This is a genomic window from Pseudomonas sp., assembly GCF_049300855.1.
In the GTDB taxonomy this organism is placed as follows: domain Bacteria; phylum Pseudomonadota; class Gammaproteobacteria; order Pseudomonadales; family Pseudomonadaceae; genus Aquipseudomonas.
Map to the genome: position 1 here is coordinate 83,136 of NZ_JBAQKH010000023.1, position 25,208 is coordinate 108,343.

The 25,208-nt window shown below is 56.4% G+C and carries 26 protein-coding genes and 1 pseudogene; 19 read left to right on the forward strand and 8 right to left on the reverse strand.

The features are described from left to right. Positions 1-11: 11 nt before the first annotated feature. Positions 12-920 carry a LysR family transcriptional regulator gene (locus tag WA225_RS08145; RefSeq protein WP_422607543.1) on the forward strand — a complete coding sequence of 303 codons (909 nt, stop codon included), beginning with the start codon at positions 12-14 and terminating at the stop codon, positions 918-920. Between the two features lie 166 nt (positions 921-1,086). Continuing rightward, positions 1,087-3,015: an AAA family ATPase gene (locus WA225_RS08150; protein WP_422607544.1), complete on the forward strand. Its 1,929-nt coding sequence runs from the start codon at positions 1,087-1,089 to the stop codon at positions 3,013-3,015. A gap of 231 nt (positions 3,016-3,246) precedes the next feature. Here WA225_RS08150 and WA225_RS08155 read toward each other — a convergent pair whose 3' ends face one another. Continuing rightward, the gene (locus WA225_RS08155) at positions 3,247-4,605 is read right to left on the reverse strand and encodes a hypothetical protein (RefSeq protein WP_422607545.1); all 1,359 of its coding nucleotides are present in this window, start codon (positions 4,603-4,605) and stop codon (positions 3,247-3,249) included. 187 nt (positions 4,606-4,792) lie between these two features. Between WA225_RS08155 and WA225_RS08160 the strand changes: the two genes are divergently transcribed. The 4 genes from WA225_RS08160 to WA225_RS08175 all read left to right on the forward strand — a co-directional run bounded on the left by WA225_RS08160 (position 4,793) and on the right by WA225_RS08175 (position 7,728). Beyond that, positions 4,793-5,140, forward strand: a complete 348-nt coding sequence (locus WA225_RS08160) for a metalloregulator ArsR/SmtB family transcription factor (RefSeq protein ID WP_422607546.1) — start codon at positions 4,793-4,795, stop codon at positions 5,138-5,140. A gap of 20 nt (positions 5,141-5,160) precedes the next feature. Then, positions 5,161-5,631, forward strand: coding sequence for an arsenate reductase ArsC (locus WA225_RS08165; RefSeq protein WP_422607547.1), 471 nt, complete (start codon positions 5,161-5,163; stop codon positions 5,629-5,631). 9 nt (positions 5,632-5,640) lie between these two features. Continuing rightward, positions 5,641-6,336 (forward strand): arsenical resistance protein ArsH, encoded by a 696-nt coding sequence (arsH, locus tag WA225_RS08170; RefSeq protein WP_422607548.1) that lies wholly within the window; start codon positions 5,641-5,643, stop codon positions 6,334-6,336. 129 nt (positions 6,337-6,465) lie between these two features. Then, positions 6,466-7,728 (forward strand): MFS transporter, encoded by a 1,263-nt coding sequence (locus WA225_RS08175; RefSeq protein ID WP_422607549.1) that lies wholly within the window; start codon positions 6,466-6,468, stop codon positions 7,726-7,728. Between the two features lie 14 nt (positions 7,729-7,742). Here WA225_RS08175 and WA225_RS08180 read toward each other — a convergent pair whose 3' ends face one another. The 7 genes from WA225_RS08180 to WA225_RS08210 are packed head-to-tail and all read right to left on the reverse strand — an operon-like array spanning position 7,743 to position 14,040. Then, positions 7,743-9,113 carry an ATP-binding protein gene (locus tag WA225_RS08180; protein ID WP_422607550.1) on the reverse strand — a complete coding sequence of 457 codons (1,371 nt, stop codon included), beginning with the start codon at positions 9,111-9,113 and terminating at the stop codon, positions 7,743-7,745. Further along, positions 9,110-9,772 carry a response regulator gene (locus WA225_RS08185; RefSeq protein WP_422607551.1) on the reverse strand — a complete coding sequence of 221 codons (663 nt, stop codon included), beginning with the start codon at positions 9,770-9,772 and terminating at the stop codon, positions 9,110-9,112. Before WA225_RS08185 ends, WA225_RS08180 begins: the two co-directional genes overlap by 4 nt. Before the next feature lie 11 nt (positions 9,773-9,783). Further along, entirely contained in the window at positions 9,784-10,428 is a 645-nt protein-coding gene (locus tag WA225_RS08190; RefSeq protein ID WP_422607552.1) for a tetratricopeptide repeat protein, read from the reverse strand. Further along, positions 10,425-11,234: an SDR family oxidoreductase gene (locus WA225_RS08195; protein WP_422607553.1), complete on the reverse strand. Its 810-nt coding sequence runs from the start codon at positions 11,232-11,234 to the stop codon at positions 10,425-10,427. Before WA225_RS08195 ends, WA225_RS08190 begins: the two co-directional genes overlap by 4 nt. Beyond that, positions 11,221-11,895 carry a TenA family transcriptional regulator gene (locus tag WA225_RS08200; RefSeq protein WP_422607554.1) on the reverse strand — a complete coding sequence of 225 codons (675 nt, stop codon included), beginning with the start codon at positions 11,893-11,895 and terminating at the stop codon, positions 11,221-11,223. Before WA225_RS08200 ends, WA225_RS08195 begins: the two co-directional genes overlap by 14 nt. Continuing rightward, positions 11,892-13,373 (reverse strand): AMP-binding protein, encoded by a 1,482-nt coding sequence (locus tag WA225_RS08205; protein ID WP_422607555.1) that lies wholly within the window; start codon positions 13,371-13,373, stop codon positions 11,892-11,894. Before WA225_RS08205 ends, WA225_RS08200 begins: the two co-directional genes overlap by 4 nt. Further along, complete coding sequence (locus WA225_RS08210) at positions 13,363-14,040, reverse strand: thermostable hemolysin (protein WP_422607556.1); 678 nt, start codon at positions 14,038-14,040, stop codon at positions 13,363-13,365. Before WA225_RS08210 ends, WA225_RS08205 begins: the two co-directional genes overlap by 11 nt. A 209-nt stretch (positions 14,041-14,249) precedes the next feature. On the opposite strand from WA225_RS08210, the gene WA225_RS08215 reads away from it, so the two are divergent. The 13 genes and pseudogenes from WA225_RS08215 to WA225_RS08275 all read left to right on the forward strand — a co-directional run bounded on the left by WA225_RS08215 (position 14,250) and on the right by WA225_RS08275 (position 25,170). After that, positions 14,250-14,804, forward strand: coding sequence for a cytochrome b (locus WA225_RS08215; RefSeq protein ID WP_422607557.1), 555 nt, complete (start codon positions 14,250-14,252; stop codon positions 14,802-14,804). A gap of 229 nt (positions 14,805-15,033) precedes the next feature. After that, positions 15,034-15,246 carry a DUF4287 domain-containing protein gene (locus WA225_RS08220; protein WP_422607558.1) on the forward strand — a complete coding sequence of 71 codons (213 nt, stop codon included), beginning with the start codon at positions 15,034-15,036 and terminating at the stop codon, positions 15,244-15,246. Positions 15,247-15,259: 13 nt separating this feature from the next. Continuing rightward, a complete protein-coding gene (locus tag WA225_RS08225) occupies positions 15,260-15,739 on the forward strand; it encodes a GNAT family N-acetyltransferase (RefSeq protein WP_422607559.1) in 480 nt (159 codons plus the stop codon). 165 nt (positions 15,740-15,904) lie between these two features. Next, entirely contained in the window at positions 15,905-16,426 is a 522-nt protein-coding gene (locus tag WA225_RS08230) for a GNAT family N-acetyltransferase (RefSeq protein ID WP_422607560.1), read from the forward strand. Positions 16,427-16,971: 545 nt separating this feature from the next. Then, positions 16,972-17,334, forward strand: coding sequence for a DUF6124 family protein (locus WA225_RS08235; protein ID WP_095111527.1), 363 nt, complete (start codon positions 16,972-16,974; stop codon positions 17,332-17,334). A gap of 137 nt (positions 17,335-17,471) precedes the next feature. Next, positions 17,472-19,013 (forward strand): phospholipase effector Tle1 domain-containing protein, encoded by a 1,542-nt coding sequence (locus WA225_RS08240; RefSeq protein ID WP_422607561.1) that lies wholly within the window; start codon positions 17,472-17,474, stop codon positions 19,011-19,013. Further along, positions 19,013-19,669, forward strand: coding sequence for a DUF2931 family protein (locus WA225_RS08245; protein WP_422607562.1), 657 nt, complete (start codon positions 19,013-19,015; stop codon positions 19,667-19,669). The genes WA225_RS08240 and WA225_RS08245 overlap by 1 nt, the downstream gene beginning before the upstream one ends. Before the next feature lie 10 nt (positions 19,670-19,679). After that, positions 19,680-20,335, forward strand: a pseudogene (locus tag WA225_RS08250) (DUF2931 family protein). 11 nt (positions 20,336-20,346) lie between these two features. Then, positions 20,347-21,003: a DUF2931 family protein gene (locus tag WA225_RS08255; protein WP_422607563.1), complete on the forward strand. Its 657-nt coding sequence runs from the start codon at positions 20,347-20,349 to the stop codon at positions 21,001-21,003. Between the two features lie 379 nt (positions 21,004-21,382). Further along, complete coding sequence (locus tag WA225_RS08260) at positions 21,383-22,375, forward strand: hypothetical protein (RefSeq protein ID WP_422607564.1); 993 nt, start codon at positions 21,383-21,385, stop codon at positions 22,373-22,375. Positions 22,376-22,377: 2 nt separating this feature from the next. Further along, positions 22,378-23,010 (forward strand): DUF2997 domain-containing protein, encoded by a 633-nt coding sequence (locus WA225_RS08265; protein WP_422607565.1) that lies wholly within the window; start codon positions 22,378-22,380, stop codon positions 23,008-23,010. Beyond that, positions 23,011-23,532 (forward strand): 4Fe-4S single cluster domain-containing protein, encoded by a 522-nt coding sequence (locus WA225_RS08270; RefSeq protein WP_422607566.1) that lies wholly within the window; start codon positions 23,011-23,013, stop codon positions 23,530-23,532. A gap of 27 nt (positions 23,533-23,559) precedes the next feature. Further along, positions 23,560-25,170, forward strand: coding sequence for an AAA family ATPase (locus tag WA225_RS08275; protein ID WP_422607567.1), 1,611 nt, complete (start codon positions 23,560-23,562; stop codon positions 25,168-25,170). Positions 25,171-25,208 lie beyond the last annotated feature (38 nt).

Below are 25,208 nucleotides of genomic sequence, written 5' to 3' on the forward strand. Positions count from 1 at the left end.
AAGGACACGCCATGTTCGACTGGAACGACCTGCGGTTTTTTCTCGAACTGCAACGCAGCGGTCGCCTGCTCACCGCCGCCCGCCGTCTCAACACCACCCACGCCACCGTCGCCCGCCACATCGAAGCCATCGAAAAAAGCCTCGGCACCGCGCTGTTCGTCCAGCATGCGCAAGGCTACGAAATGACCCCGGCGGGAGAGGCGCTGCTTAAACATGCTGAAGCGATGGAAAACGTTGCGCTGCTGGCGCAGGAAGAGATCACTCAATCCACCGCGCCGCTGGGCAAGATTCGTGTCGGCGTCACCGAAGGGCTGGGCATCAAGTTTCTCGCCAGTCGCATGATCGGCTTGTTCGAGCGCTATCCGGGATTGGAAGTGGAACTGGTCGCGGTGCCGCGCTTCGTCAGCATCCTCAACCGTGAGGCGGAAATCAGCATTCATCTGGAACGCCCGGCGGCGGACATGCTGGTGACGCGCAAACTGACGGACTATCGCTTGGCGCTGTACGCCAGCCAGCGCTATCTCGATAAAGCGCCGCCGCTGCACAGCCGCGAAGACCTTGGGCGGCATGCGTGGATCGGTTATGTGGACGATTTGTTGTTCAGCCAGGAACTGATGTTTCTCAATAGCTTCTGCCGCAGCCCTCGGGTTGTGTTTCACAGCACCAGCGTCATCGCCCAGCAGGAGGCCGCGCGGTCGGGATTGGGGATTGCGGTTTTGCCGTGCTACATGGCCGAGTCGGATCCTGATCTGGTGCCGCTGCTGCCGGATGAAAGCATCGAGCGCAGTTACTGGATCAGCACGCGGCGCGAGTTGCACAAATCGGTGCGGCTGCGGGTGGTCTGGGATTATGTGGTGGGGTTATGTGAGGCGGAGCAAGATGTATTGACAGGGAGACAGGTTATGGCGACAAATAAATGATCGCGGGAACTCCTTCATGGCTGGTAAGATTTTTGCGTCTGAGCAGACTCATCATAGGTAGTCACATCACATTCTATTTTTTAACTAAGAATATTAGCTGCCCGTTAGCGGCAAATCCTTCCCCCAGTGGATTATGAATCAACAGCTATATCAAGGATGATCAGAAATGAAAATTACCTCGTTAAGTATAAATTCGCATATTTCAAGGTCGCTCCAACTCCACTCGCGCCCAATGAGTAATCTGGACAGGCTGGTCGTCGTAACTGGAAGCAATGGTTGCGGGAAAACTCGACTTTTTTCCGCGATTGACTGGTTATTAAATGAATGCCTGCAACATGGGTACGAGAAGATGAAAGAGCGTCTCGCGGATTTGGAGTCTCCCGCTCACTTGTATAATTCCAAACCGCGGAAGTTTGATGTAGACGTGTATAGCTATGGCGGTCTAATGCAGTCGTATGAGCACGATGTGGCTCAGCTTAAAGCGTCGAGCGGTCTTGAGTTACAGTTTTGTGCGGACGAAAGTGAAACGGAAAGTCTGAATAATTATATGGCCGTGGCTTCTTTTCTGAAGAGGCCGCTTGAATATACGCGGAATCATATCGCGAGGCTGTCAATAGGGACGACTAGGGATCTTGCAGATATTTCTCACCAAGGGTTATTGTCTTCGCCAATATCTTATTTGCTGGATGTGTGCAAAAGAGTTCGTCAGGAGATAGAGAATGAAAAGGCGAGGGAGGGGGAGATAAATATTCTTGCTATTCAGCCGTGGATAGGTAAGAGATTTGAAGAGCTTTCTTCAATGACAAAGGAATTACTTGGCTTAGAGCTTTCATACTCTGGTCAGTTGGGTGGAATCGAGTTAAGCGAAATCAGTTTATCCGAAGGGCAAGCGCGTCTGCTGCGCTGGATCGTTCTGTTTAACTCGGGCGCTCTCAAGGAAATGAGAATACCTCTATTGATTGATGAACCCGAACTGCATTTGCATCCTCATGTAATTAATCGATTGCTTGACCTTATGTTAGAGTGTGCGCCCCAATGCCAAATCTGGATAGCCACACATAGCATCTCCTTGGTTGCACACTTGGCAGCTATTTTCCCAAGATCAATCTGGTTTGGTAACGCAGGAGAATTTATTAACGCTGGCAAGGATCTGCCTAAAGTTGTAGAGGCCTTGCTCGGTGGCGAAGGCAGCGGTGAGAAACTGATTGATTACTGTGTCAGTGCGGAACGCTTTGCGTTCAATGCATTTGCTGCTGAGTGTTTGATTCCGCCAATAACCGTCGCTTATAAATCAGGTGATTTACAAGTCAGGCAGGTAATTGATGCAATCAGGGAGAATTACAAGCGGGCAGTGAATTTACTGGATTTCGGGGCTGGTCAAGGACGCCTCCTCGACGGACTGGTTGAGCATGTAGTACAAAATCAAAGAAAGTTTGATGAGTTTTTTTCATATTACGCCTTGGAACCTGACGCGGACACGCGTGCACTTTGTATTGAGAAAGTATCATCTCATTACAGTGATGCACAAAAACGGGTGTTTTCAGATCCCCAAGACGTCTGTAATAACTCCTCAAAATTTGATCTTGTCGTGATGGCGAATTTGCTTCATGAAATACCAGCAAGCGCTTGGGTTTCGAGTATTTTCAAAGGAGAGGTTTTACGTAGCTCGTTGAACGATGATGGATATGTGCTGCTCATTGAAGATACCCTCCTGCCTACAGGAGAGCTCGCCCATAATTGTGGGTTTCTGATATTGGAGCAGCCTGCCTTGAAGAAATTGTTCAAGGTCACGGAACAGGATGTCAAGGATCAGCGTTTCGTTAGTCGTGCGAGTCCGGATAACCGCTTGCAGGCGACGCTTATTGGTAAAGAGTTCTTCGAGCGTACCGATCATTCGACCATGATTGAAGCGATGGAGTGGCAGTACCATTCAGCGATTGATGCAATCAAAGAACTGCGAAGCAGGGCAGGTTCTTTGTCATATATGGATGGTCGACGACATGCGTATTTGACTCAGTTGGCGACCAATATGAAGTTGGCTGTAGAGGAACTGGAGGTTGTTTCTGATACAAAATCTACTCTGATTGATTTGTAATTGCCTCGTTGGCTGAGAGTGTTACGTTCTGGGGGGGTACCAGGACTACTGCACGGACACAACGCCAATAGCCATCGCGCGGGCTAGCGGTCGGCCGTGTGATTCCTTCAACCGAGCACCGCCATCAGGCAGGAAACCTGATGGCGTTGTGGCTTATTCCGATACGTGGCAGACCTGCGTAAGGCAACCTTGCCGGGCAGAAGCGAACTCCGTGAGAACTCTCACAACCTCTCAATGGAAAATAAAGCTATCGGGTTGCTTGAACTCCAGGTCTTTCGTTTGCTTGATCAACACCACTTCGTTGGGTGCATTGCGCAGAATCGCAATAACCACAAACTCCCCGTCGACCTCGCTCACCAGTACAGGTGATTTCAGACCTCTGGGAGGAATGAGCGCTGACTGCCAGTTTTCTTCGTTGAGCAAGATGTAATCCTCAGGATTAACGTCCTGTGATTTCAACGACAATTTCTCCACGCTCTGTTGGCCCTGATCTTTGAGGCGAAGGCGTCGCAACAACGAAAATTCATGCTCATCCTCAGACAGGGTTTTCTTTTCAAAGTAAGGTGCCAATGCTGCTTCCAGTTTGTCCGGAGGCGCAGTTAGCCATGCCTTGAGAAAAGACTCCGCACGTTCCTGGGCTTTTTCGTCGTACTTGATGTGCGGATACATCGTTTCTGATTTGAAATTGGCATCCGGATCACCCGTTGGCACCCAATTGGGTTCTTGTCGCTCATACTCCGGAACCTTGGCCGTCGACTGTGCGATACGCGCTACGACAGGTCCTGGGCGCAGGTCGATCCGGTCCTCGCGGTAAAAACTACGACCGCCGTCATCCAGGCTAGTGTTCTTCGCGATAGCGTTGGCTTGAGGCACGCCATGCTCCTGGTACCACTGGGCCTTATCCACTTTTGTTGAGGTCTTGCAGAACGATTCGACAGGGTCTCGCAGATCGTCCCAGGCTTTCGGGGTTGAGTCGAGGCTCAGTGACGCTCTGTACTTGAGCATGAATTCATAGACTTTTTCAGCGGCGGTTACACATTTCGGGATGTCCTTGAATGTCTGGTCAGCGACGTGAGAAAAGACGTTACCTTTGTCGACCGGATGGGACCATATCCAGTTTGTCGGGCATGGCCGGAAGCGATTACTTACACCTTTGTGGGAAAAGCTGTCTTGATACCCATGAAGTGCCTGACCAAAACCTGATTGCTGCTCTGGCAACTCGTGATGACCATCGGCAATTTTGCTGTCCACCTGAGTCCGGGCATAGGGAGCACCCTCGTCAACCGGGCGCTCTGAGGGAAGTGCTGGCGCCGGGTGTTGCGCGCGGAAATGCAGGGCTCTTGTCTGTTCGCTGGCTTTTACGTCTCTCAGTAGACAGAGGTGGAGCACGATGGAGTGCTTTGCGTCGAGCATCCCGGTATCAGTGAGTTCGTCTTGTCGGGCGATTTCCTGAGTCTGCTGAGCGTCGAAACCTGCCTGAGCTGACAGCCAGTAGGTCAGCCCATAATGAACATCTGATTCATACGCCTCGCAATACAAACTCAGGATCAACAACGCAGGTGCAATCGCGAAAGTCTTTGAAGCCCTCATGTCCGCATACTCGTATAGGTTTGCTATGAGCCAAGCTACGACGAGATGCCGGGCAGATCTTGAGGAAGTGTAGACGCTGTACAGCCGAAACTCGGACTCTTGGTCCTTCATCAGCACTGCATTTGCCGGGTTGATTTATATATGGATATCCGTATATTCGAATTTCCATATGTGCTGAGCCCCTCCCATGATCACCCCCACCGAAGTCTTCAAGAGCCTCGCCGACGAAACCCGCGTCAGGGCCATGCTGCTCATCGCCGATCAAGGTGAACTCTGCGTCTGCGAGTTGATGTGCGCACTCGGCGACAGCCAGCCGAAGATCAGCCGCCACCTCGCGCAACTGCGCAGCAATGGTTTGCTGCTTGATCGCCGTCAGGGGCAGTGGGTCTATTACCGGCTCAATCCGGACCTGCCCGATTGGGTTCGGGAAATCCTGCAAGTGACCTCCACAGCCAACACCGATTGGCTCAAAGACAACGCCGCGCGCTTGCAGAACATGGACGGTCGTCCGGTTCGCGAAGCCGCCTGTTGCTGAACCTGCGATTGGAGCAAACCATGCGAATCCTGTTCATGTGCACCGCCAACAGCTGCCGCAGCATCCTCTCTGAAGCCATGTTCAATCATCTGGCACCGACGAGATTCGAAGCGGTAAGTGCCGGCAGTTTCCCCAAAGGCCAGGTGTTGCCGCGCAGCCTTTTAACGCTGCAACAGGCCGGCATCGCCATCGACGGTTTGCACAGCAAAGGCAACGACGCCTTTGAAAGCAACCCGCCAGACATTGTCATCACCGTGTGTGACAAAGCCGCCGGCGAGACCTGCCCGGTGTATTTCGGCCCGGCGCTGAAATCCCACTGGGGGCTGGAGGATCCGTCCGACGTGACGGGCGACGAAGCCATGATTGACGCGGCCTTCCGCGCGACATTGGCGCGCATCGGCCAACGCTGCCAAGCCTTCCTCGACCTGCCCTTTGAAACCCTCAGCCGCGATGAACTGAAAACCGCGCTCGACCAAATCGGCACGCTTTAAGGAGGATTTATGTCCGAACTGCCCAACCTCGATCTTAATCTGTTTGATAACGCCAAACCGCCGCAAGCGGACGCGCATAAACCGCGCATTCTGCTGCTCTACGGCTCGACCCGCGATCGCTCCTTCAGCCGTTTGCTGGTGGAGGAGGCCGCACGCCTGCTCGAACACTTCGGCGCCGAAACGCGGATCTTCAACCCGTCCGGTCTGCCACTGCCCGACGACGTTCCGGTCGACCATCCCAAAGTGCAGGAACTGCGCGATCTGGTGCTGTGGTCGGAAGGGCAGGTCTGGTGCTCACCGGAACGTCATGGCGCCATGTCCGCGGTGTTCAAGGCGCAGATCGACTGGATCCCGCTGGAACTCGGTGCGGTACGCCCAACCCAGGGCAAAACCCTCGCCGTGATGCAGGTCTGCGGCGGTTCGCAGTCGTTCAACGTGGTCAACCAGTTGCGCGTGCTGGGCCGCTGGATGCGCATGTTCACCATCCCCAACCAGTCCTCGGTGCCGAAGGCCTATATGGAATTCGACGAAGCGGGGCGGATGAAAGCGTCGCCGTTCTATGACCGTGTGGTTGATGTGATGGAAGAGTTGGTGAAGTTCACCGTGCTGCTGCGCGATCAACAGGCGCATCTGGTCGACCGCTATTCCGAGCGCAAGGAAAGCGCCGAGCAATTGATGGCGCGGGTCAACCAGCGATCGATCTGAGCGCGATTGGCCGTGTTGCCGGGCGGCTGATTGCAGCCGCTCCATGCAACTAAATATACGGGCGACAGGTCACTCAATCTGCGGAGGTTGATTCAATTCGCACGACCTCGAACACCGAAGATGCTGCCCGTGGCCACTCACCTCGATCGCCGGAATAATCTGTCACTCGATAGCCTGAATTTCTTCCTTGCCGACGTGCGGGACGGGCTCGGCCCGTATCTGGCAATTTACCTGTTGGCGGTTCACCACTGGGACCCGGCGAGCATCGGTCTGGTCATGACCATTGCCGGGATCGCCGCGCTCATCACCCAGACACCGGCGGGCGCTCTGGTCGACAACACCCGCTACAAACGCGCGCTGATCGCGATTGCCGCGCTGCTGGTGACCGGGAGTTGTCTGCTGCTGCCGTTCGTGACCTCATTCAGTCTGGTGGCGTTGACTCAAGCGCTGAGCGCCGTCGCCGCGTCGATTTTTGCGCCGGCCATTTCGGCGATCACTTTAGGCATTACCGGGCCGCGCGCCTTCACCCGCCGCACCGGTCGCAACGAAACGTTCAACCACGCCGGCAACGCTTGCGCGGCGCTGTTGGCCGGGTTGTTTGCCTACCTGTTCGGCCCCGTCGCGGTGTTTTATCTGATGGCGGCGATGGCGATTGCCAGCGTTATCGCTGTCTCGTTTGTTTCACCCAAAGCCATCGACCATGATCTCGCGCGCGGCCTCGACCCCGGCGGCAGCGGACATGGCGCGCAACCGTCTGGTTTGTCGGTGCTGCTCACCAACAAACCGCTGCTGATGTTTGCCGTGTGCTGCGCGCTCTTCCACCTGGCGAACGCAGCGATGTTGCCGCTGGTGAGCCAGAAACTGGCACAGGCCAATTTGCAGATGGCCACGCCCCTGACCTCTGCCTGCATCGTTGCCGCGCAACTGGTCATGGTGCCCGTCGCGTTGCTGGTCGGGGCGAAGGCGGATATCTGGGGACGCAAGCCGTTGTTGCTCGCAGGCTTCCTGATCCTGCCGTTGCGCGGCGTGCTTTACGTGTTGTCCAACGACCCTTGGTGGCTGGTCTCGGTGCAGTTGCTCGACGGCATCGGCGCGGGGATTTTCGGTGCGTTGTTTCCGGTGGTGGTGAAGGATCTGACCCGTGGTACTGGGCGTTTCAACGTCAGTCTCGGCGCGCTGTCGACGGTGTTCGGGTTGGGCGCGGCGTTGAGCAATGGTCTGGCAGGTTTTGTGGTGCAGGCCGCCGGGTACAGCGCGGCGTTTCTGACGTTGGCAGCGGTTGCGGCAGTGGCGTTGATGCTGCTGTGGCTGGCCGTACCGGAAACCTTGCCACGTGCCACCGCGCCACCCGCCGGCCAACCGGACTCGACGCCATCATTGGGCGTGCCCTGAGCCTGTTACCCGGGTCATACGTCAGCAGGAATCGATAACGTCGCGCGCAACCCGCCGGCTGGCCGATTGACCAAGGCAACCCGTCCACTCAGACGGATCGCGATGGTGTTGACGATGGTCAGCCCCAATCCCGCACCCTGCGCATTGCCACGGCTGTAGAAGCGTTCAAACAGGCGCTCGCGATCCGTCTCATCAATGCCAGGCCCCTGATCTTCTACGATCAAATGGCAGAAACCGTCGGTCCGGCTCAGTTGCACGGTGATGGTCCCGTGCTCTGGAGAGAAATTGGCCGCGTTGGTGATCAGGTTGTTCAGGGCGATATCGATGGCGGCAGAGTCGGCGTATGCGTAGGCCGATTGGTCGTCGACCTCGAAGATCAATTCCAGATGCTTGCTCAGCAGCCACGGCGTCAGTTGCACGAGGCTGTTGCGCACGGTTTCGCTGAGGTCGATGCGTCGCAGCGGCGGCGGATTGGGTTTCGGTTCCAGGCGCGCCATGGTCAGCAACTGGTTGACCAGGCGACTGGTGCGGTCGACCCCGGCGATCAGAAACGCCAGCGATTCGCGCCGCTCCTGCTCGGTGCCGGCCTCCTGCAGGTTCTGTGCATGCACGCGCAGCACCGCCAGCGGCGTGCGCATTTCGTGGGCGGCATCGGCGATAAAGCGCCGCTCGCGGCCAAGCACTTCCTGGATCTGCGCGAGCATGCGATTGAGCGCCGCTTGCATCGGTTCCAGCTCACTGGGCAGCGGCGCCAGTTGCAACGGTTCCAGCGAACCGCTGTGGCGGGCGCGCAACGTCTCGGCCATGTTCGCCAACGGCTTGAGGCCCCAGCCGATCGCCAGCCAGACCATCGCTGCGAGCAGCAAGCTGCCGACCACGTTCGGCCACAGCGTGTGGCGGACGATGCGGTCAACCAGATCGGCGCGCACATCGTCGCGCTCACCGACCCAGATGCGCAGGCCGTTCTGTTTGTCTTCGAGGAGAAAGGCGCGCCAGTGACGATTGTTCAGGTCCACCACATCGCTGAAGCCGGGCTGCGTCGGTGGTGCCTTGAAGGACGGTGCGCTGGCGGTGTGCACCTGCACATCACCGGCAGGATTCCACACCTGAAAAGCGATTTTGCGTTCGTAAGGATGACCTTCGCCGCGCGGCACCGCTTCGCCCAGCGCCGAGTTGAATGCCTGGTACAGTTCGGCGTGCTGTTTGCTGGCTAGGGGCATGCGCATCACACCTTGCAGCAGGCGCGCGTTCTGCGCCAATTGTGCGTCGTAGACCTCGGCGATTTCGTGGTTGCTGTCGTGCAGGTTGAAGGTGCTGAGTACCGCGAGACCGGCCAGCAACAAGCCGATGATCAAGGTCAGCGTGCGGCGGCGGATCGAGGTCATCGACGCTCCTCCACCAGATAACCAACACCGCGAATGGTGCGGATCAGGTCGGTGGAAAACTTCTTGCGCAGGTGGTGAATGTGCACTTCGAGGGTGTTGCTTTCGGCTTCTTCATTCCAGCCGTAAAGCAGCTGCATCAGTTGATCGCGGGTCATCACCCGGCCCGGCGGTGACAGCAGTTCGTGCAGCAACTGATATTCCTTGGGCGTCAGGGCCACAGGCTGGCCCTTATAGCTGACTTGCTGGGTGCCCGGGTTGAGGCTGATGCCGGCATGTTCGATCAACGCCTGGGCGCGCCCGGCACTGCGCCGCAACAAGGCGCGCAGACGTGCCTTGAGTTCGTCCAGGTCGAACGGTTTGATCAGGTAGTCGTCGGCCCCGGCGTCGAGCCCGGCGATGCGATCTTCAGTGGCGTCGCGCGCGGTAAGAATCAGCACCGGCAGATTCGAACCGCTGTCGCGCAGGCGGCGCAGCACTTGCAGGCCGTCCATGCGCGGCAGACCGAGATCGAGCACGGCGACATCGAAAGTTTCGCTGAGCAGCGCATGCAACGCACTGCTGCCGTCCTTGAGCCAGTCGACGGTGTAACCCTCGCGGCCCAGCGCCTGATGAATGCCTTCACCCAGCGCCACGTCATCCTCAACCAGTAATAAACGCACGCGGACTCCTGTCAGTCGAGTTTCTTGTTCACGTCCACCAGCAGGGCGGCGATCTCTTTGCGACGCCCGGCATCGGCACTTTCCCGGCCCGGACGCGGCGCGGCTTGTTGGGCTTTGAGCAGGGCTGCTTTGGCTTCAGCGTAGCGCTTCTGACGGTAGAGGTGATCGCCCCAGAAGTACAGGCTGTCGATGCCGTTGGGGTTCAGTTGCAAGGCTTGCTTGAGCAGTTGCTCGGCCTTGTCGCTGTCGCCGAAACCGATGGGCCAGCCGGGCACCCGGTCATAGAGCGCGGCGAGGCTGGTGTAGGCCGAGCCTTGCAGGGCCTTGGGGTCGAGGGTCAGGGATTTCTCCAGATCGGCCTTGGCGTCCTTGGCTTTGCCCAAGGCACCGAGGCCGCCCTCGGCACCGGCCCAACTGCTGGTGACGATGCCTTTCCAGATCCACGCTTCGGCCACCGCCGGGCGCTGGGTGGTGAACGCATTGGCCTCGTTGGCCAATTGCTCGAACGCGGCGGCGCGCTGTTTTTCCGCCACCTCATATTGGATGTGCGCCCAGCCCTGCTGGATGCCCTCCAGACGTTGCTGGTCGGCCGGTTCCAGCGCCCAGACGCTTTGACTCAGGGCGGCGAGCAGCAGGCATGCGGATAGTTTTTTCATGGCTTTGGCGACTCGTTGTCAGGTTTTTCACTGAGGCGGCGGATCAGCGGCAATTGCTTGCGCAGGCCTCGATCGACCAGATGCGGGAGCAGATTGTTCAGGCGGACGAAGAAGCGTTCCGGCCAGCCGAGGTAGAGGTCGCGGCGATCACCGGCAATCGCGTGGATGACCGCCGAGGCCACGGTTTGCGGATCGTCGACGTTGGCCTTGAGCGCGTCGTTCAAAGCTTGCGCGGCGGCGCTGTTCATCGAGGTGCGCGTGGCGCGTGGCGCGACGTACAGCACGCTGACGCGAGTGTCGGCGAGCTCGCGGCGCAGCGCTTCGGAAAACCCGCGCAGGGCGAATTTGGTCGCGCAGTAACTGGCGTAACCCGGGTAGCCGATCGAGCCATAGGTCGAGCCGACATTCACCACCATCGCGCTGTCGGCCTGCTTGAGCAGCGGCAACAGCAGTTTGGTCAGGCATATCGGCGCACTGATGTTCACCGCCAGCATCGCGTTGATGTCGCTGTCATCCAGCTGTTCGAGCATGGCGAAGTGGTTGACCCCGGCGGCGTTGATCAGCAGGTTGATGCCACCGATGGCTTCGGCGGCGACCAGCACTTTACGGCGGTCGCTGAGGAAGGTCAGGTCAGCCGCGACCCAGCACAACGACTCGGGGTAGCGCTTGAGCAACGGCGCCAGCGCCTCTTGATGCCGCGCCACCGCCAGCACGTGGGCACCGGCAGCGCACAAGGTTTCGGCGATGGCCAGGCCGATGCCGCCACTGGCACCGGTCAACACCACCCGCGCATCACGCAGCTGCATATTGAGCCTCCGCGTCACGCGGCAAGCCACGGAACATGTCGGTGTACAGGCGATAGACGACTTTCGAGGCATGGATCACGGCGGCTTGATCGGCAGGATCTTCCAGCTGATTCATCAGGCGCCGGTAGGTTTGCATGTGCTCGATGTCGAGCGAACCGTGGGAGCTCAAGTAACTGAACGCCGTTTCCGGCAACGCCAGACGCTCGCGAATGCTGCCCGCCGCGTGGGTGGCCAGGGCGATGCTGGTACCTTCGAGCACGTTGACCATGCCGAACAGACCGACCGGATTGCCCCGGGCGATCAGGTCGTAAAGGAAGCTGACCATCAGCTCAATCGACAACGACGGCTGCCCGTCGCGCACCGCATCGCGATCACCGCCACACGCGGCGATGTCGTTGAGCACCCAGTGCTCGTGGCCGTATTCGTCTTCGATGTACTCGGCCACCGCTTTGCGCAGCCATTCCAGACGGGTCGGCAGACGCGCGCCGCAAGCCATCATCAACGGCACGGTGTGGCGCACGTGGTAATACGCCTGCGCGAGAAACGCCCGATAACTGTCGAGGCTGACCTTGCCTTGCAGGGCATTGACGATGATCGGCAGGTTGAACAGTTCGTGGCGTTCCTGTTGTGTGGCTTCTTGCAGGGTGTCAAAAAAACTCATGATGCGGACTCCTCGGAAACAGCGGATTCGGTCAATTGCGCGTGGTACTGCGCGACGATGGCGTCGCGGCGCGGGCGGCCATTGGCGGTGAGCAAGCCATTGGCGGCGCTGAAGGGTTGCGGCAGGCGTGTCCACTGATGCACCTGGGCGTAATCGGGCAAGGCCTCGTTGGCTTCGGCGACGGCAGCGGCCAGTTCGGCATCGGTGCAGTCCGGGCGATGCGGCCAGAGCAGGGCGTGGTTATGCGGCAATGCTTCGCCGTAAACGAATGCCTGGGCGATGTGGCGGCGCTGGGTCAGCTCGGACTCGACCCATTCCGGGTTGACGTTGCGCCCGAAACTGGTGACGAACTGGTGCTTCTTGCGGCCCTTGAGATAGAGAAAACCTTCCGGGTCGAACTCGCCCAGATCGCCGCTCGGCCACCACTCATCGGCGTACGGCGCGTCGCCCAGATAACCGAGCAACGACGAACCCCTGATCAGCACTTCGCCGTCCTCGGCCAAGCGTACTTCAACATGCGGCAGCGGTCGGCCGACGCTGCCGGGGCGGCGCGCACCGGGGCGATTGAGGCACACCACCGACGCGCATTCGGACAAGCCGTAACCCTCGTAAACCGGCAGCCCGACCCGTTGCGCGCGGTGCAGCAGGTCCTCCGAGACCCGCGCACCGCCGACAGCGGCAAAGCGCAGGGTTTGCGGGTCGAAGGCTTTCTGTTCGGCGGCGCTGACCAGCAACAACAGCAACTGCGGCACCAGGATCAGACTCTCCGGCGCACGGCTGGCCAGATAACCGAGCAAGCGCGGAATCTCGACGCCGCTGGCGCCCTGAATGCCGAGGGTTTTCTGGCTCGGCAAACTGAGCGTGGCGCCGGCATACAGCGCGGCGTAACAGCCGAGGTTCTCCAGCAGGATCGCCAACGGCAACAGCGCCAAGTGATGCTGAGGGCCGGTGGCTTCGCTGGCCTGATCCAACTCCCGTGCCACCCGAAGCAGGCTGTCGGCGCTCAGGCACACGCCTTTCGGCGTGCCGGTGGTGCCGGACGTGAAGGTGAGTTTCGCAGTGTCGGGCGGCATGCGACTGGGGCCACTGAACGCGCGGCACCAGAACTCGCCACGTTGTTCATAGCCGGCCGCAAGCAGTTCGGCGCCCAGCCCCGGTTCGGCGATCACCCGTTCGGCCTGGCTCTGTTGCAGACAATGGGCGCGTTGCGCCGCACTGAAAAACGGCGGCAGCGTCACGCAGGTCAGGCCCTCGAACAGCACGGCCAGATCCCAGAGCATCGCGTCGACGCCGTTGTCCAACGCCAGCGCAATCACTTGCGCCTGCTCGTCGCGCAAACGCTCCTGGCGATATAACACCTCGGCGTACAGCGTGGCGTAATCGAGTTTCAGCGTGTCGCCCCACAAAGCGGTCGCGTTGTCATTGCGCCGGGCATGGTCGCGCAGGGTTTCCTGGAAGCGTTGCAGTTCAAGCGACATGACAGGCTCCTTCAATCGAACCGGGCAAACCCAGGCGGGTAAACAGGCCGATATTGCGCAAATGGATGAACCCGGCGCGGATGTTGCCGACGTGCACCCAAGGTTTACTTTCGTAATAACTGCCCCAGTGTTGACGCTCGTCACCCAATCGTTCCGGGTCAGCGGCGCACAATGTCACTGGCTTCAAACCCAGGCGATGGAAGCTGTTGACCAGGCCGATGTTGCCGGTGAACGTCACCCATTCCAGGCCGCCCATGGCCAGCAGGTAGGTGATGGCGATGATGCTCAGGCGCGCACTGCCGGTGTCGTTGGCGGCGAGGTTGCCGACTTCGACGATGGCGCTGCGCTCGACCGCACGATCCGCCGCCGCGCTGATCAACGGCTCGATCGGCTCATCCAGATAGCGCTCAAGGAACAGTGATTCCAGATGCGCGCGACGCACCCCAGCCACCGCGCACAACTCGCCGTCACCGTTGTGCATGCCGAACAGCTCAGGCATGAAATGGCGAATGTCGGCGCCGTGGGCCTTGCGAAAGCGTTGCTGGATAAAGCTTTCAAACGTCGCTCGCAGAGTGTCGTCGGGCAGCGCGCCGGTCAGTGTCATCTGCGGCGTTTCGGCTTGACCGAAGCGCAGGGGCAGGGGGATGTTCCAGTCGAAATCGGGCATGGGCAGAACGCCTCCCTCAATAGGTTTGAGGCGAGTATCGGAGGCATTTCTTAACGAAGTCTGAAGGTGAAAAAAGGTTAACCTGACGCTCTGTCTTCAGACTCTCTTAAGACTGGGCGGGCAGGGTAACGCCGTCGGTTCGCCCGGCAACCGGATCGAGACGGTCGAACGCATCGACCGTTACTCATGACAATCACGAGGCGCAGCTTATGACCCGCGACATCGCCGTAACCCGTTATGGAAAACTCTCAATCACCCTGCACTGGCTGATGCTGGCGCTGTTTGTCGGCGTCTACGCCTGCGTCGAAATCAAAGGCTACCTGCCCAAGGGCAGCGAAGCGCGCGGCTTGCTGATGGGCTTCCATGGCCTGTTCGGCGCGAGCATCTTCGCCCTCGTCTGGATCCGCCTGCTCGGCCGCCTCAGCCCACGCCCACCGATCACCCCCAAACCACCGGCGTGGCAGACCGGCATCGCGCACCTGACACACTTGGCGCTGTACGGCCTGATGATCGCTACCCCAATCCTCGCCTGGCTAATGCTCGCCGCCGCCGACAAACCGTTTCCGTACTTCGGCTTCCACGTCCCGGCACCGGTGGCCATCGACCCGGACTTTGCCAAACAACTTAAGTACTGGCATGAACTGATTGGCAGCACCGGCTACTGGCTGATCGGGCTGCACGCGGCGGCCGGGTTGTTTCACCATTATTGGGTGCGGGATAACACGCTGGTGCGGATGCTGCCGGGGCGCACCCATTCGCAGTAATTCCATTCACCTCAATCCCTGTGGGAGCGAGCTTGCTCGCGAAAGCGGTGTGCCAGCCTACGATGATGTTGGCTGACACGGCCCTTTCGCGAGCAAGCTCGCTCCCACAGTTTTTTGTGGTGTCTGGCAGTGCGGGGCAGTTGCCGGAACCGCACTTCGCGTCCACTCTATGACCTGCCGACAAGGAGCGTCCGCCGACCCTCCGTCGTGACCACAGGGAGCTTGCAGCATGAGTGAAGACAACAAGGTAAAAGGCCCGGCGTCGTACTTTCCCTCCATCGAAAAGAAGTACGGCCAGCCCATCGAACACTGGCTGAGCCTGCTCGCCGGCATCACCGACAAGAAACACATGGAACTGGTGGCGTGGCTCAAGGAGGAACACGGCATGGGCCACGGTCATGCCAACGCCTTGGTGGCGCATCATCTGGCGGGTAAACAGTGAGGGCAGGGCAGCGATGAATTTCTCCCACCGGCCAGTGACGGCCGACGACGTCAACACCCTCTGCCGCTTTCCCCAAGGCGAACAAGAGCTGTTCTTCATGTTCCCGAAAGCCAACTTCCCGCTGACGGAAGAGCAGATGCACAGCGCAATCAGCCAACGCTTCGACTCCACGGCTTTTCTGGCCAACGGCGAGTTCGTTGGCTTCGCCAACTTCTACCGCGCTGAGCACGATGGCATCTGCTGCATCGGCAACGTCATCGTCGTGCCCTACGCTCGTGGCCAGGGGGTTGCGCGCTACATAGTCGAGACCATGACCGCAGTGGGTTTCGAAAAATACCAGGCCAAGGAAGTGCAACTGTCCTGCTTCAACGAAAACACTGCTGGACTGCTGCTCTACCCGAAACTCGGCTTCGTGCCGTTCTCCATCGAAGAACGCCCGGCACCGGGTGGCAAACGTTCAGCGTTGATCAACATGACACGCCACCGACCCTAATCATCCCCCAATCCCTGTGGGAGCGAGCTTGCTCGCGATCGCCAGCGCAGCCAACGCAAACCCCAAAACAACCACAAATCCCTGTGGGAGCGGGCTTGCCCGCGATAGCGCCAGCCCAACCACCACACAACCCAATGACCCACCCAGAATTCCAAGGCCTCGACCATGTCAGACACTTCCCCACGGCTGATCTACAGACGCCCCCAACAAGCAGACCTACCCAACGTATTCGCAATTTTCAGCGACCCAAAAACCAACCAGTTCAACCCCGCCGGCCCCATGACCGACATCGCCCAGGCTGAAGCCTTGCTAGATCGCTGGCTACAACACTGGACCAACCATGGCTACGGATGGTGGGCAATCAGCAGCACTCAAGCCCCCGAAAAAATCTTCGGATTCGCCGGCATCGCTGCCCATGACTACCTGGGAAAACCGGTCATCAACCTCGGCTACCGCTTCGCCGTCGAAGCGTGGGGAAACGGCTACGCAACAGAAGCCGCCCAAACCGCGCTGACCCACGCATTCCACCACCTCGGCTTACCCGAAGTCTTCGGACTGGTCAGACCCGACCACGCCGCCTCAATCCGCGTTCTGGAAAAGATCGGCATGCAGCGCTTCGGCGATCTTGACGACGTACCCGGCAAAGCCCCCAGCCTCGTATTCCGCATCCAACGACAAGGCGCCTAACCCAGAGACAAACACAAAACCTGGAGTGAGCCTGCTCGCGATGACGCCAGCCCAATCACCACTTATCTAAAACCAGACCCACACCCTGTGGGAGCGAGCTCGCTCGCGAAAGCACCAGCCCAAACAACACATCAGTCACCGAATTGCCGACCACCTTTAGCTGCCACCAACCTTGGCCTTCCCCAGCTTCATAAACAGAAAAAACACTACTGTTTAAACGAAGCCTCCAGTAACCACCGAAACCCTACAACGCCTTGCGCCGTTACCTACGACTAAGCCAGAATCCGCCGGCTTGTGCGCCTAGGTCGCGGGTTCTATTGTCTGTCGGTCGCTGAAAAACAGCGATCGGGTTTGGTAGCCCGCCATAACTGGTCGCATCGCGAACCGTTCGCAGACCTCATCAGGTCTCTGCTCAATGGTGGCCATGCGCAGGACACCTTCGGGTGTGCCGGGTCCTAGTTACCGGTCTACCAACCCGCGTATGGCCGCCACCTTCGTTTGGTAGCGAATGTGAAGGCTCCTTTTTATTAACTAGGAGTTTCACCATGATCAAACCAACACCCAACCCACCCGAAACCGACCCCACATCCCCCTACGAATCCCCCGACTCCAAACGATTCCACGAAGCCGCCGAACGCGCCCTCGACCACTACCTCAAACCCGCCAGCCAAATCATGGCCAGCACCCAACAACCCGAACGCATGTACCTCGCCAACCCCAAGTACAACAGCGAATCCCTGCTCGCCAACGCCAGCGAAACCCTCGGCTCCGCCAGCGAAATGCTCCTCAACTTCGCCGCCATGCTCGACACCTCACACCGCAAAACCGCACTGGGCATTGCCCAAGTCGTGATGCTCGGCGAAATCGCCGTCAACCAAGCGCTGGATAACGTCGAAATCGCCAGCTAACCCCCACCCCGACGAGGGGGAAACCCTCGTCGAACCCCGCTGTCACACCCCGGCTGGCACACGGCCACGGCTTGCGCCCCCCAGCCTCGGCTGTCAACCTTCGGGCCGTTCTCAAGGATCAGAACCAGGAATCACGGATGAGTGGCTACGTACCCAACCCCCCGAAAAACCACCGCTACGAAGAAGCCAAACCCGTCGATATTCACGCCCAGCGTTGGGCGGAATATGAGAAACACGGGAAAGAACCTGCGCGCGAACCCGAGAAAATCGGGATCGCGTTGAGAATTGGGGTGTTCTTTGATGGCACTGGGAATAATGCGAATAACACGGCGGCGGGATTGCTGTGTGGGGCGCAGCATCCGATTGCGCCGGAGGATATTCCTGCTAGTTGTGAGCCCTATATGGGGGATCCGGACAGCAGTTACGGCGCTGGCGCGACCAACATAAAGAAGCTTGCCGACCTGTATTACGAAGCTCCGATTGCTGAAGGAGAGGGACCGATAAAGCAGGTATCCCGCCCTTTGTACATTGAAGGCATTGGTACTCAATCCAATGAAAAAGACAGTTTGGTCGGTCAAGGCATGGGGCGTGGAGAGACAGGAGTCGCAGGGCGTGTTCAGACTTCGTTTACCTTCATCAAACAAGTCCTTGAGGATGCCCTTCAAGAGAATCCCAACAGTGAAATTACATCGATCACCTTTGACACTTTCGGATTTAGTCGTGGCGCAGCGGCAGCTCGTCATTTCTCAAATGAAATAGTACGAGGCAAGCAGGGGCCGCTAAGGGATCTATTGGCCACTTACGCGCATAATTTCGCCCGTACCTTTGTCGACCAGTACGGTAGCAGTATCCGAATGGGCTTCATTGGGCTGTTCGATACAGTGCCGTCAATTGCTGGCTTCACCAATCTTGGCAGGGTGAAAAGCCCCATAGCACCGGGCGTAAAACTGTACCTTGATCCGCGTTTTTTCAAAGACATCGTCCACTTGGTCGCGCGCGACGAATGTCGGGCCAACTTCGCCCTCAGTAACGTCAAACCCGACTATCCAGAATACGCATTTCCAGGTGTCCACTCGGATATCGGGGGCAGCTACCTCGATGAAGTCGAAGAGTGTGTTTTGGTCAGTCCCATGCAAACACTTGATGTTTGGAGCAACACTGACGTGAAAACAACCTCGATCTATCAGGATGCCGCTCGGGTAAAAAGTCAGTGGGTAGCCAAAGGCTGGCCTGCTCATCTGTTGGAAATCGTAACGCCCACTGCGCTCGCTTTGCCGGCCGATCCGCAAGATCGTTTCGGGCCTAAGCAAAAACGCGTATACGCTGGGCTACAACTCAAACGCCCGGTTAGTGGCAAACTCTCAACGGTTTACTTGAGAGTGATGTATCAGTTGGCCAAAGAAAAAGGTGTGCCGTTCACCGACATTCCTGGACGAACCGAGTATGCCGTTCCCCAGGAACTGCAATCGCTCTGTGACAGATTCATCGCCGGCGACTACAGCACCACCGCAGAAGAAGAGCAATTGCTGAAACTGAAATACATCCACACCTCTGCCAACTGGAATCACCCGCAAGGGAGACGTGACGGCAGCGGTTTGAGAGCCGTTTACATCAATGCACCCACGGAGGATGGCATTCGCGTGCAGCATCCTCACGTAGCTGATTGGAAGCTTTGGTAATGAGAATACTCGTAGCTCTATTGAGCGTTTTGGCCTTCACAGGCTGTCACGCAACAAGCTCCAACTCAGGTGAAAATGATCCCAAATACCCGTGGTGGGAGCTGGCGTTCATCAAACCCAATTTCATGAACGTGTGGGTTGAAGACAGCTCTGTGGAAGACATTGACGGTAAGACCTTTCTGCGAGCCGGGGGAGGGAACGCCAGCGGTGCAGAGCCGAATGACGACAAAGAATCGGCGCGCGGCTGGATAGGCGTTGGTGGTACAGGCAAACCGGTTATTGGGGCAGGGCTGCCTAAGCGGATCTTTGTCCGCTGGCAATCGATTCCAGAGCAAAAAACTTACCGGGCGTGGGTAGATATCCCTGAAGAAGCCAGGCAAGTGATGGTGACGTCTACCCATCAGCGCTGCCCGGAAACTCCCGAGAAAACAGCACGCTTCATGGCCTCCGTCTATTTGGGACTCGCCCCTGGTGGTGTGGTGCAAGTGTGGGTCAGAGATTTGTGTCGTCGACCAATTAAAGTAGCCCGCACTCAGGCTGAGCTGGAGCCGCTGGGGCCCGAGTTGGGCAAGAACGGTGGTCAATATGCTTATCCCGTGAGTGAAAAGGCGCAGCGGTATATCGACAAGTACGGCATTCCCTATGGGAGTTGGTAATTGTCGCCCAATGAAACAACTGATAACGATGCTTGGTGCTTTGTTAATTACCGGTTGCCAGTCAACTGATCCGCTTTCCACAAAAAATGATCCTAGGTCTCCATGGTGGGAACTCGCGTTCACCGAGCCTAATTACATGAAGGTGTGGGTTGAAACACTTCCGTCGAAGACATCAAAGGAAAGACGTTTCTTCGTACGGGAAAGGGGTCCGCATCGGGTGGGCAGCCAGAAGATGGAACAGAGTCAGCGCGAGGTTGGCACGGTGTGGGCAGTTCCGCGAAAGCAGTAGTGGGTGCTGATCTCCCGAAACGGATCTTCGTTCGCTGGCAGTCCATCGTAGAACCTCAGACCTATCGAGCCTGGGTGGATATACCCGAAGAGGCCAGACAACTGATGCTGAAATCGGTGAATCAACGCTGCGCGAAAACTCCAGACCAGACAGCTACCTATATATCTTCTGTCTATCTGGGTTTAGCTCCCGGCGGGGCCATCCAGGTTTGGGTAAGAGACTCATGTCACCATCCGGTCGAAGTGGCGAAAGCGCAGGCCGAAATCGAACCGTTGGGGCCGAGTCAGGGGAAAACCCAAGGGCGTTACGCTTATCCCGTCAGTGAAAAGTCCAAGCGATATATCGAAAAGTTCGGAATTCCTTACGGTAGTTGGTAAGCGATAAACCAATGAAGCAATGCATCGTGGCGGTATGTGTGTTGTTCCTGAGCGGCTGCCAGTCTGCCTATCCTCTGTCCGGAAAAAACGACCCGAAATCCGATTCATGGGAGCTTGCGTTCACCGAACCCTATTACATGAAGGTTTGGGTTGAGGACAGTGCCGTTGAAGACATAAACGGCAAGCTATTCACGCGCACAGGAGGAGGGACGGCCGCTGGCGGGGAGCCAGAAAACGGCAAAGAGTCCGCGCGCGGTTGGCATGCGGTAGGTGCGGCTGCGACACCAGTGGTTGGCGCTGGCTTGCCCAAACGCATTTACGTGCGCTGGCAATCCATTGTTGAGCCGCAGACCTATCAGGTTTGGTTGGATGTGCCTGAAGAGGCGAGGCAACTGATGGTGCAATCAGTCAGTCAGCGCTGCCCGGAAACACCGGAGGAACAGGCCAGCTACAGCGCATCTATTTATTTGGGTTTGGCTCCAGGGGGCGTTGTACAGGTTTTTGTTCGGGACGAGTGCCATCGTCCCGTCAAGGTCGCTACAGCACAGGCAGAAGTTGAACCGCTGGGGCCTAGTCAAGGTAAGAACCAAGGGCGCTATGCGTATCCTGTCAGCGAAAAATCCAAGCGGTATATCGATAAATACGGTATTCCTTACGGAAGTTGGTAACTAACGTGCTTGTTACCTACATGGTCAGCTCAATGAATTGGCGCCGGCCAGCACTAACCAACCGCAACGCATCTAGCTGGCCAACCTCATGTTCACAGCGAATCCCTACTCGCCAACCCCAAGCCAACCTTTGGCTCCGCCGCTCGGCACTGAGCAAATGCTCGGCCAGTTCGCGGTGTATCAAGCATTTGATAACGCCGAAATCGCAAACTGACTACCCGTACGACGAGGGGGGCCTTTCTGCACAGGCTGTTTAAGACGAATGACACACGCAACAGTGCGTGATTAATCAAAGATCGTCACGTAGCATAGTGCCATGATCCGCTCTTCAGTCATCCTCTCACTACGCGCTTCTGTACCGACTCAATAAGGTTTGTAAATGATTAAAACTATCCCGATGTGGAAAATGATGTTGGCCACCAAAGGTAAGATATTGGGGCTTGTAATCCTGGCATTCTTACCTGTCTTCATCATTGGCGGTGCGTGGATGTTTGTTGAAGGGTTGCAGAATGGCAAAATGCGCCAGGCTGCAATGGGTCTTCTTTGTCTGATTTTTTTTGGTGGCGGCACCCTGCTCGTGGGATTTTCGAAAAAATATGTTCCCGGCAAAACCTTTCAGGCATATAGAAATAAGAAACTCCATACACAGAAAGCCGTTTATTACGGTTACGCGATCATCGCTTTTATCTGCCTGATTTTTGCGGTTCTTGTACCGGAAGACATGCTGAGATCGGTAGGCTATGCAATAGCCGCCGTTTTTGCTCTTTACACTTATTCGAAAAGCCTGAAGTTTCACGCAGATATCGATTTTTCGACGAATGAATATTTAGCAACTGCTTTGGGGTTTCCCGTCGGGGAGAGGATTCTGGTCAGTTACCAGAATTTTGAGGCCGGCGAGGTTGACGCGGGTAGTAATGCTTTTGCCGCAACAGCGACGAAACTAATTGTAGCGTCGTTTGATGGGGATAATTGGATAAAGCTGTCTCGTGATCTCAATCAGCTCTCGCACATTGGTATCGCTGGCGATGAAAACCAAAATTACTTCTTTAAACTGCAGTTCGTTGACGGAGCAGATGTTTTATTGCGCATTGAGCTCTACGAAAAGCTGACCTCCAATCCCGTTATGGTAATAACAAGGCTGTTGGAGGCCATTGATGCAAGTCTTCTTGGTGAAGGTGTTGCCCCCCAGACTGGACAAAGACGTCGTATGGTCGTCAACGATGGTGCTTCAACCTCGAGTTCAAAAACTGTTGCGCCTGAGTCGACACCGGCCTCCGTAGTGCCTGTACGTAGCATTGAGGTCGCCCCTGATGTATTAACTGCCATCCAGACCGCTGCGGAAGTTACTCCCGGTCGCAGGCTGGAGCTTTAATAATGTCGCATTGCACAACGTTTGAATTTTCTTATGTCGATGAAGAAACCATCGCCAAAGCGTTCGGTAAGATGGGCATCATCCCGACGACGGGGCTTGTTTCGATATTCTCCAGTGACTTCAGTAAAAAGGTTTTAAGCAAAATAGGCTATATGGGCACGCAGCAATTTAGAGCTATTTGTGGCCAGGCGGCGGATGATTTCAACCTGTTTGTCTGCCAGGTTGAGGCGGGCTCATACAAACTTCTGATCGAACGCGGAACTGCGTCAGCTGGCGATGAAGCATTAATGGCTGAATTGGCTTTGAGCTTTCAAAAAGCTTATATCAGCGTGGTCATTGATGGAACCATCAAACGCATAGAGGCGTCAGGTGTTCCAGCCAGAGTGAGAGAAAGTCCTCAAGGATTTGAGGTGGAATTTGGACCTCACTACGAATACAGCATTCATGTCACTTTCACCGGCGATGAAATTACGGAGGAAGTGCGTGGCGTGAAAGGCGACATTTGCACACGACTTACTGAAGAACTTGAGACTCTACTTTCCAGGCCTACTGCAGAACTTGTCACCGAGTGGAAGCCGGAATACACCTTAGTCCATGAAGAGCAAACCCTTCAAATTCTCAGTGCGAATTTCTAAATGGAAATCAATGTGCACCACATGGAGTTGAGCACTGTTAACGGCCCCGGATTACGCTTGACACTATGGGTGCAGGGCTGTGCGCTTAACTGCAAAGGTTGCTTCAACCAAGCGACCCACGCTCCTGAAGTGAGTACGCTGATGTCTGTTCATGAACTGGCACAGAGGATAAACGCTCTAGATGTCGCTGGGGTTACCCTCTCCGGTGGAGAGCCGCTCGACCAGGCACCAGCCTTGGAGCAATTAATACGTGCTGTCAATGCCGAGAAAAACTGGATTCTCTACACCGGCTATACGCCAAAAGAGATATTTCAGAACGAATCCATGATTCGAGTTGTTAAAGCCGTAGACTTGACGCTCGCCGGTCGCTATCGACATAACGCTATACATCCCTATCAACACAAACAGATAATCAAAACCAGCGACAGAGTCGATATTGACTTTTTCCGCACTAGAAGATTTGTCGAATTCGTTGTTTCAAGTCACGGTGTTACCAAAACCGGTCTTCCGATGCATGTATAAATCAGTTCAAGCGCAGGGATAACAAGCATGAACCGTACCAAGCAGTTAACAGATTACCTCAAAGCGCGTTATGCGATCCTGGTCATTGAGACGTTCGAGGAAGAGCGTGCACTCAATGAGATCTCTGACATCGCCAAGTCGCTTAGCCATCGTTTGTTCGTTTGGAACTCGACGCTAGGAGTACAGACCAACGGCGTCGTTGCTGGGGATAAAACCTTTGACTTGAAAATGGCTCTGGATTTTTGCGAAGAAAAGGCAAAAGAGGAGGGCAGCAAAAACATCTTCGTTTTTTGTGATGCTCATAACTATCTTTCCTCAAGCTCAAATCCTGTCTACCGTCGTCGACTTAGAGATTTAGCCATCAATATCCGCTCGCGTGGATATCGCAGTAATTGCATTGTCGTGGCACCCAGCTTTGAAATTGCCAATGATCTTCAAAAGGAAATCACACTGGTTGATTTCCCATTGCCGTCAAGAGATGAAGTCAAACTTCAGATCAATAATTTCGTAAACTCCTGGCAGGGCAACAGCAGCGTTAAGATTGATCTTTCCAGCGATACTAAAGAAAAGCTGGTTGATGCTGCTTTGGGTCTTACCGGGTTAGAGATCGAGAATACTTTGTCTCGTTCGTTGGTTTCCAGTCTGAGCTTGGATGAGACGACTGTAAAAGACCTGCTTTCCGAGAAAAGACAAATTATTCGGAAAACAGGTATTTTGGAATACGTCGACTCAAGGGTAAGTCTTGAGGATGTTGGGGGACTGGCAACTCTTAAAAAATGGCTCCATTTGCGCAGTCAGTGTTTTGGGCAGGCTGCTCAGGAATTTGGTGTCGGAACCCCGAAGGGTTTGCTCTTAACTGGAGTCCCAGGTTGCGGTAAGTCTCTAACGGCGAAATGCGTTGCGTCGTCGTGGAATATGCCCTTATTGCGTCTGGATATGGGGAAAATCTTCCAGGGAGTGGTTGGCTCTTCAGAGTCCAATATTCGTTCCGCTCTACGTACTGCCGAAGCTATTTCGCCCTGCATCCTATGGATCGATGAAATTGAAAAAGGACTTTCCGGCTCCTCCGGGGGGGCATCTGATGGTGGCACGGCTACACGCGTGTTCGGCACGCTGTTGACTTGGATGCAGGAAAAAACAGGCCCGGTCTTTGTATTCGCTACCGCTAACAATATCAACAGCTTGCCACCGGAATTGTTGAGGAAGGGGCGATTCGACGAGATATTTTTCGTCGATTTCCCGTCGACAGTAGAAAGAAAGAAGATTCTTGAAATACATCTGAAGAAATCGAAACGCGACCCGGCAAAATTTGATCTGGATCGATTGTCCGCGCTAGGGGGCGAGTCAAATTTTGGCAAAGACATCGTGCTATCTGGTGCCGAAATCGAAGCTTGGGTTGGCGACTCGCTGATTGAAGCGTTTTCACGGCGGATGAATGGCTCTGATGATGCAAGCGACCTGACCATGGATGATTTTGAAACGACGATTTCGCGTTTGGTACCCATGAGCAAAATGCGTAAAGACGAGTTCACCAAACTTCGTGATTGGGCTAATCAGAATGCAATTAGCGCTTCGGCCATGGTTGCGGGACAGAACGCTACGGAAACGCCAATCGGCGGCAGGCAAATTGATTTTTGATCTGCACTGATGGCGGCCTCACCGTTTAAACACAAGCG

Coding starts and splice junctions, on each gene's coding strand:
- WA225_RS08145 (WP_422607543.1), top strand. CDS start 12: ATGTTCGACTGGAACGACCTGCGGTTTTTTCTCGAACTGCAACGCAGC.
- WA225_RS08150 (WP_422607544.1), top strand. CDS start 1,087: ATGAAAATTACCTCGTTAAGTATAAATTCGCATATTTCAAGGTCGCTC.
- WA225_RS08155 (WP_422607545.1), bottom strand. CDS start 4,605: ATGAGGGCTTCAAAGACTTTCGCGATTGCACCTGCGTTGTTGATCCTG.
- WA225_RS08160 (WP_422607546.1), top strand. CDS start 4,793: ATGATCACCCCCACCGAAGTCTTCAAGAGCCTCGCCGACGAAACCCGC.
- WA225_RS08165 (WP_422607547.1), top strand. CDS start 5,161: ATGCGAATCCTGTTCATGTGCACCGCCAACAGCTGCCGCAGCATCCTC.
- arsH (WP_422607548.1), top strand. CDS start 5,641: ATGTCCGAACTGCCCAACCTCGATCTTAATCTGTTTGATAACGCCAAA.
- WA225_RS08180 (WP_422607550.1), bottom strand. CDS start 9,113: ATGACCTCGATCCGCCGCCGCACGCTGACCTTGATCATCGGCTTGTTG.
- WA225_RS08190 (WP_422607552.1), bottom strand. CDS start 10,428: ATGAAAAAACTATCCGCATGCCTGCTGCTCGCCGCCCTGAGTCAAAGC.
- WA225_RS08195 (WP_422607553.1), bottom strand. CDS start 11,234: ATGCAGCTGCGTGATGCGCGGGTGGTGTTGACCGGTGCCAGTGGCGGC.
- WA225_RS08200 (WP_422607554.1), bottom strand. CDS start 11,895: ATGAGTTTTTTTGACACCCTGCAAGAAGCCACACAACAGGAACGCCAC.
- WA225_RS08205 (WP_422607555.1), bottom strand. CDS start 13,373: ATGTCGCTTGAACTGCAACGCTTCCAGGAAACCCTGCGCGACCATGCC.
- WA225_RS08210 (WP_422607556.1), bottom strand. CDS start 14,040: ATGCCCGATTTCGACTGGAACATCCCCCTGCCCCTGCGCTTCGGTCAA.
- WA225_RS08215 (WP_422607557.1), top strand. CDS start 14,250: ATGACCCGCGACATCGCCGTAACCCGTTATGGAAAACTCTCAATCACC.
- WA225_RS08220 (WP_422607558.1), top strand. CDS start 15,034: ATGAGTGAAGACAACAAGGTAAAAGGCCCGGCGTCGTACTTTCCCTCC.
- WA225_RS08225 (WP_422607559.1), top strand. CDS start 15,260: ATGAATTTCTCCCACCGGCCAGTGACGGCCGACGACGTCAACACCCTC.
- WA225_RS08230 (WP_422607560.1), top strand. CDS start 15,905: ATGTCAGACACTTCCCCACGGCTGATCTACAGACGCCCCCAACAAGCA.
- WA225_RS08235 (WP_095111527.1), top strand. CDS start 16,972: ATGATCAAACCAACACCCAACCCACCCGAAACCGACCCCACATCCCCC.
- WA225_RS08240 (WP_422607561.1), top strand. CDS start 17,472: ATGAGTGGCTACGTACCCAACCCCCCGAAAAACCACCGCTACGAAGAA.
- WA225_RS08245 (WP_422607562.1), top strand. CDS start 19,013: ATGAGAATACTCGTAGCTCTATTGAGCGTTTTGGCCTTCACAGGCTGT.
- WA225_RS08255 (WP_422607563.1), top strand. CDS start 20,347: ATGAAGCAATGCATCGTGGCGGTATGTGTGTTGTTCCTGAGCGGCTGC.
- WA225_RS08260 (WP_422607564.1), top strand. CDS start 21,383: ATGATTAAAACTATCCCGATGTGGAAAATGATGTTGGCCACCAAAGGT.
- WA225_RS08265 (WP_422607565.1), top strand. CDS start 22,378: ATGTCGCATTGCACAACGTTTGAATTTTCTTATGTCGATGAAGAAACC.
- WA225_RS08270 (WP_422607566.1), top strand. CDS start 23,011: ATGGAAATCAATGTGCACCACATGGAGTTGAGCACTGTTAACGGCCCC.
- WA225_RS08275 (WP_422607567.1), top strand. CDS start 23,560: ATGAACCGTACCAAGCAGTTAACAGATTACCTCAAAGCGCGTTATGCG.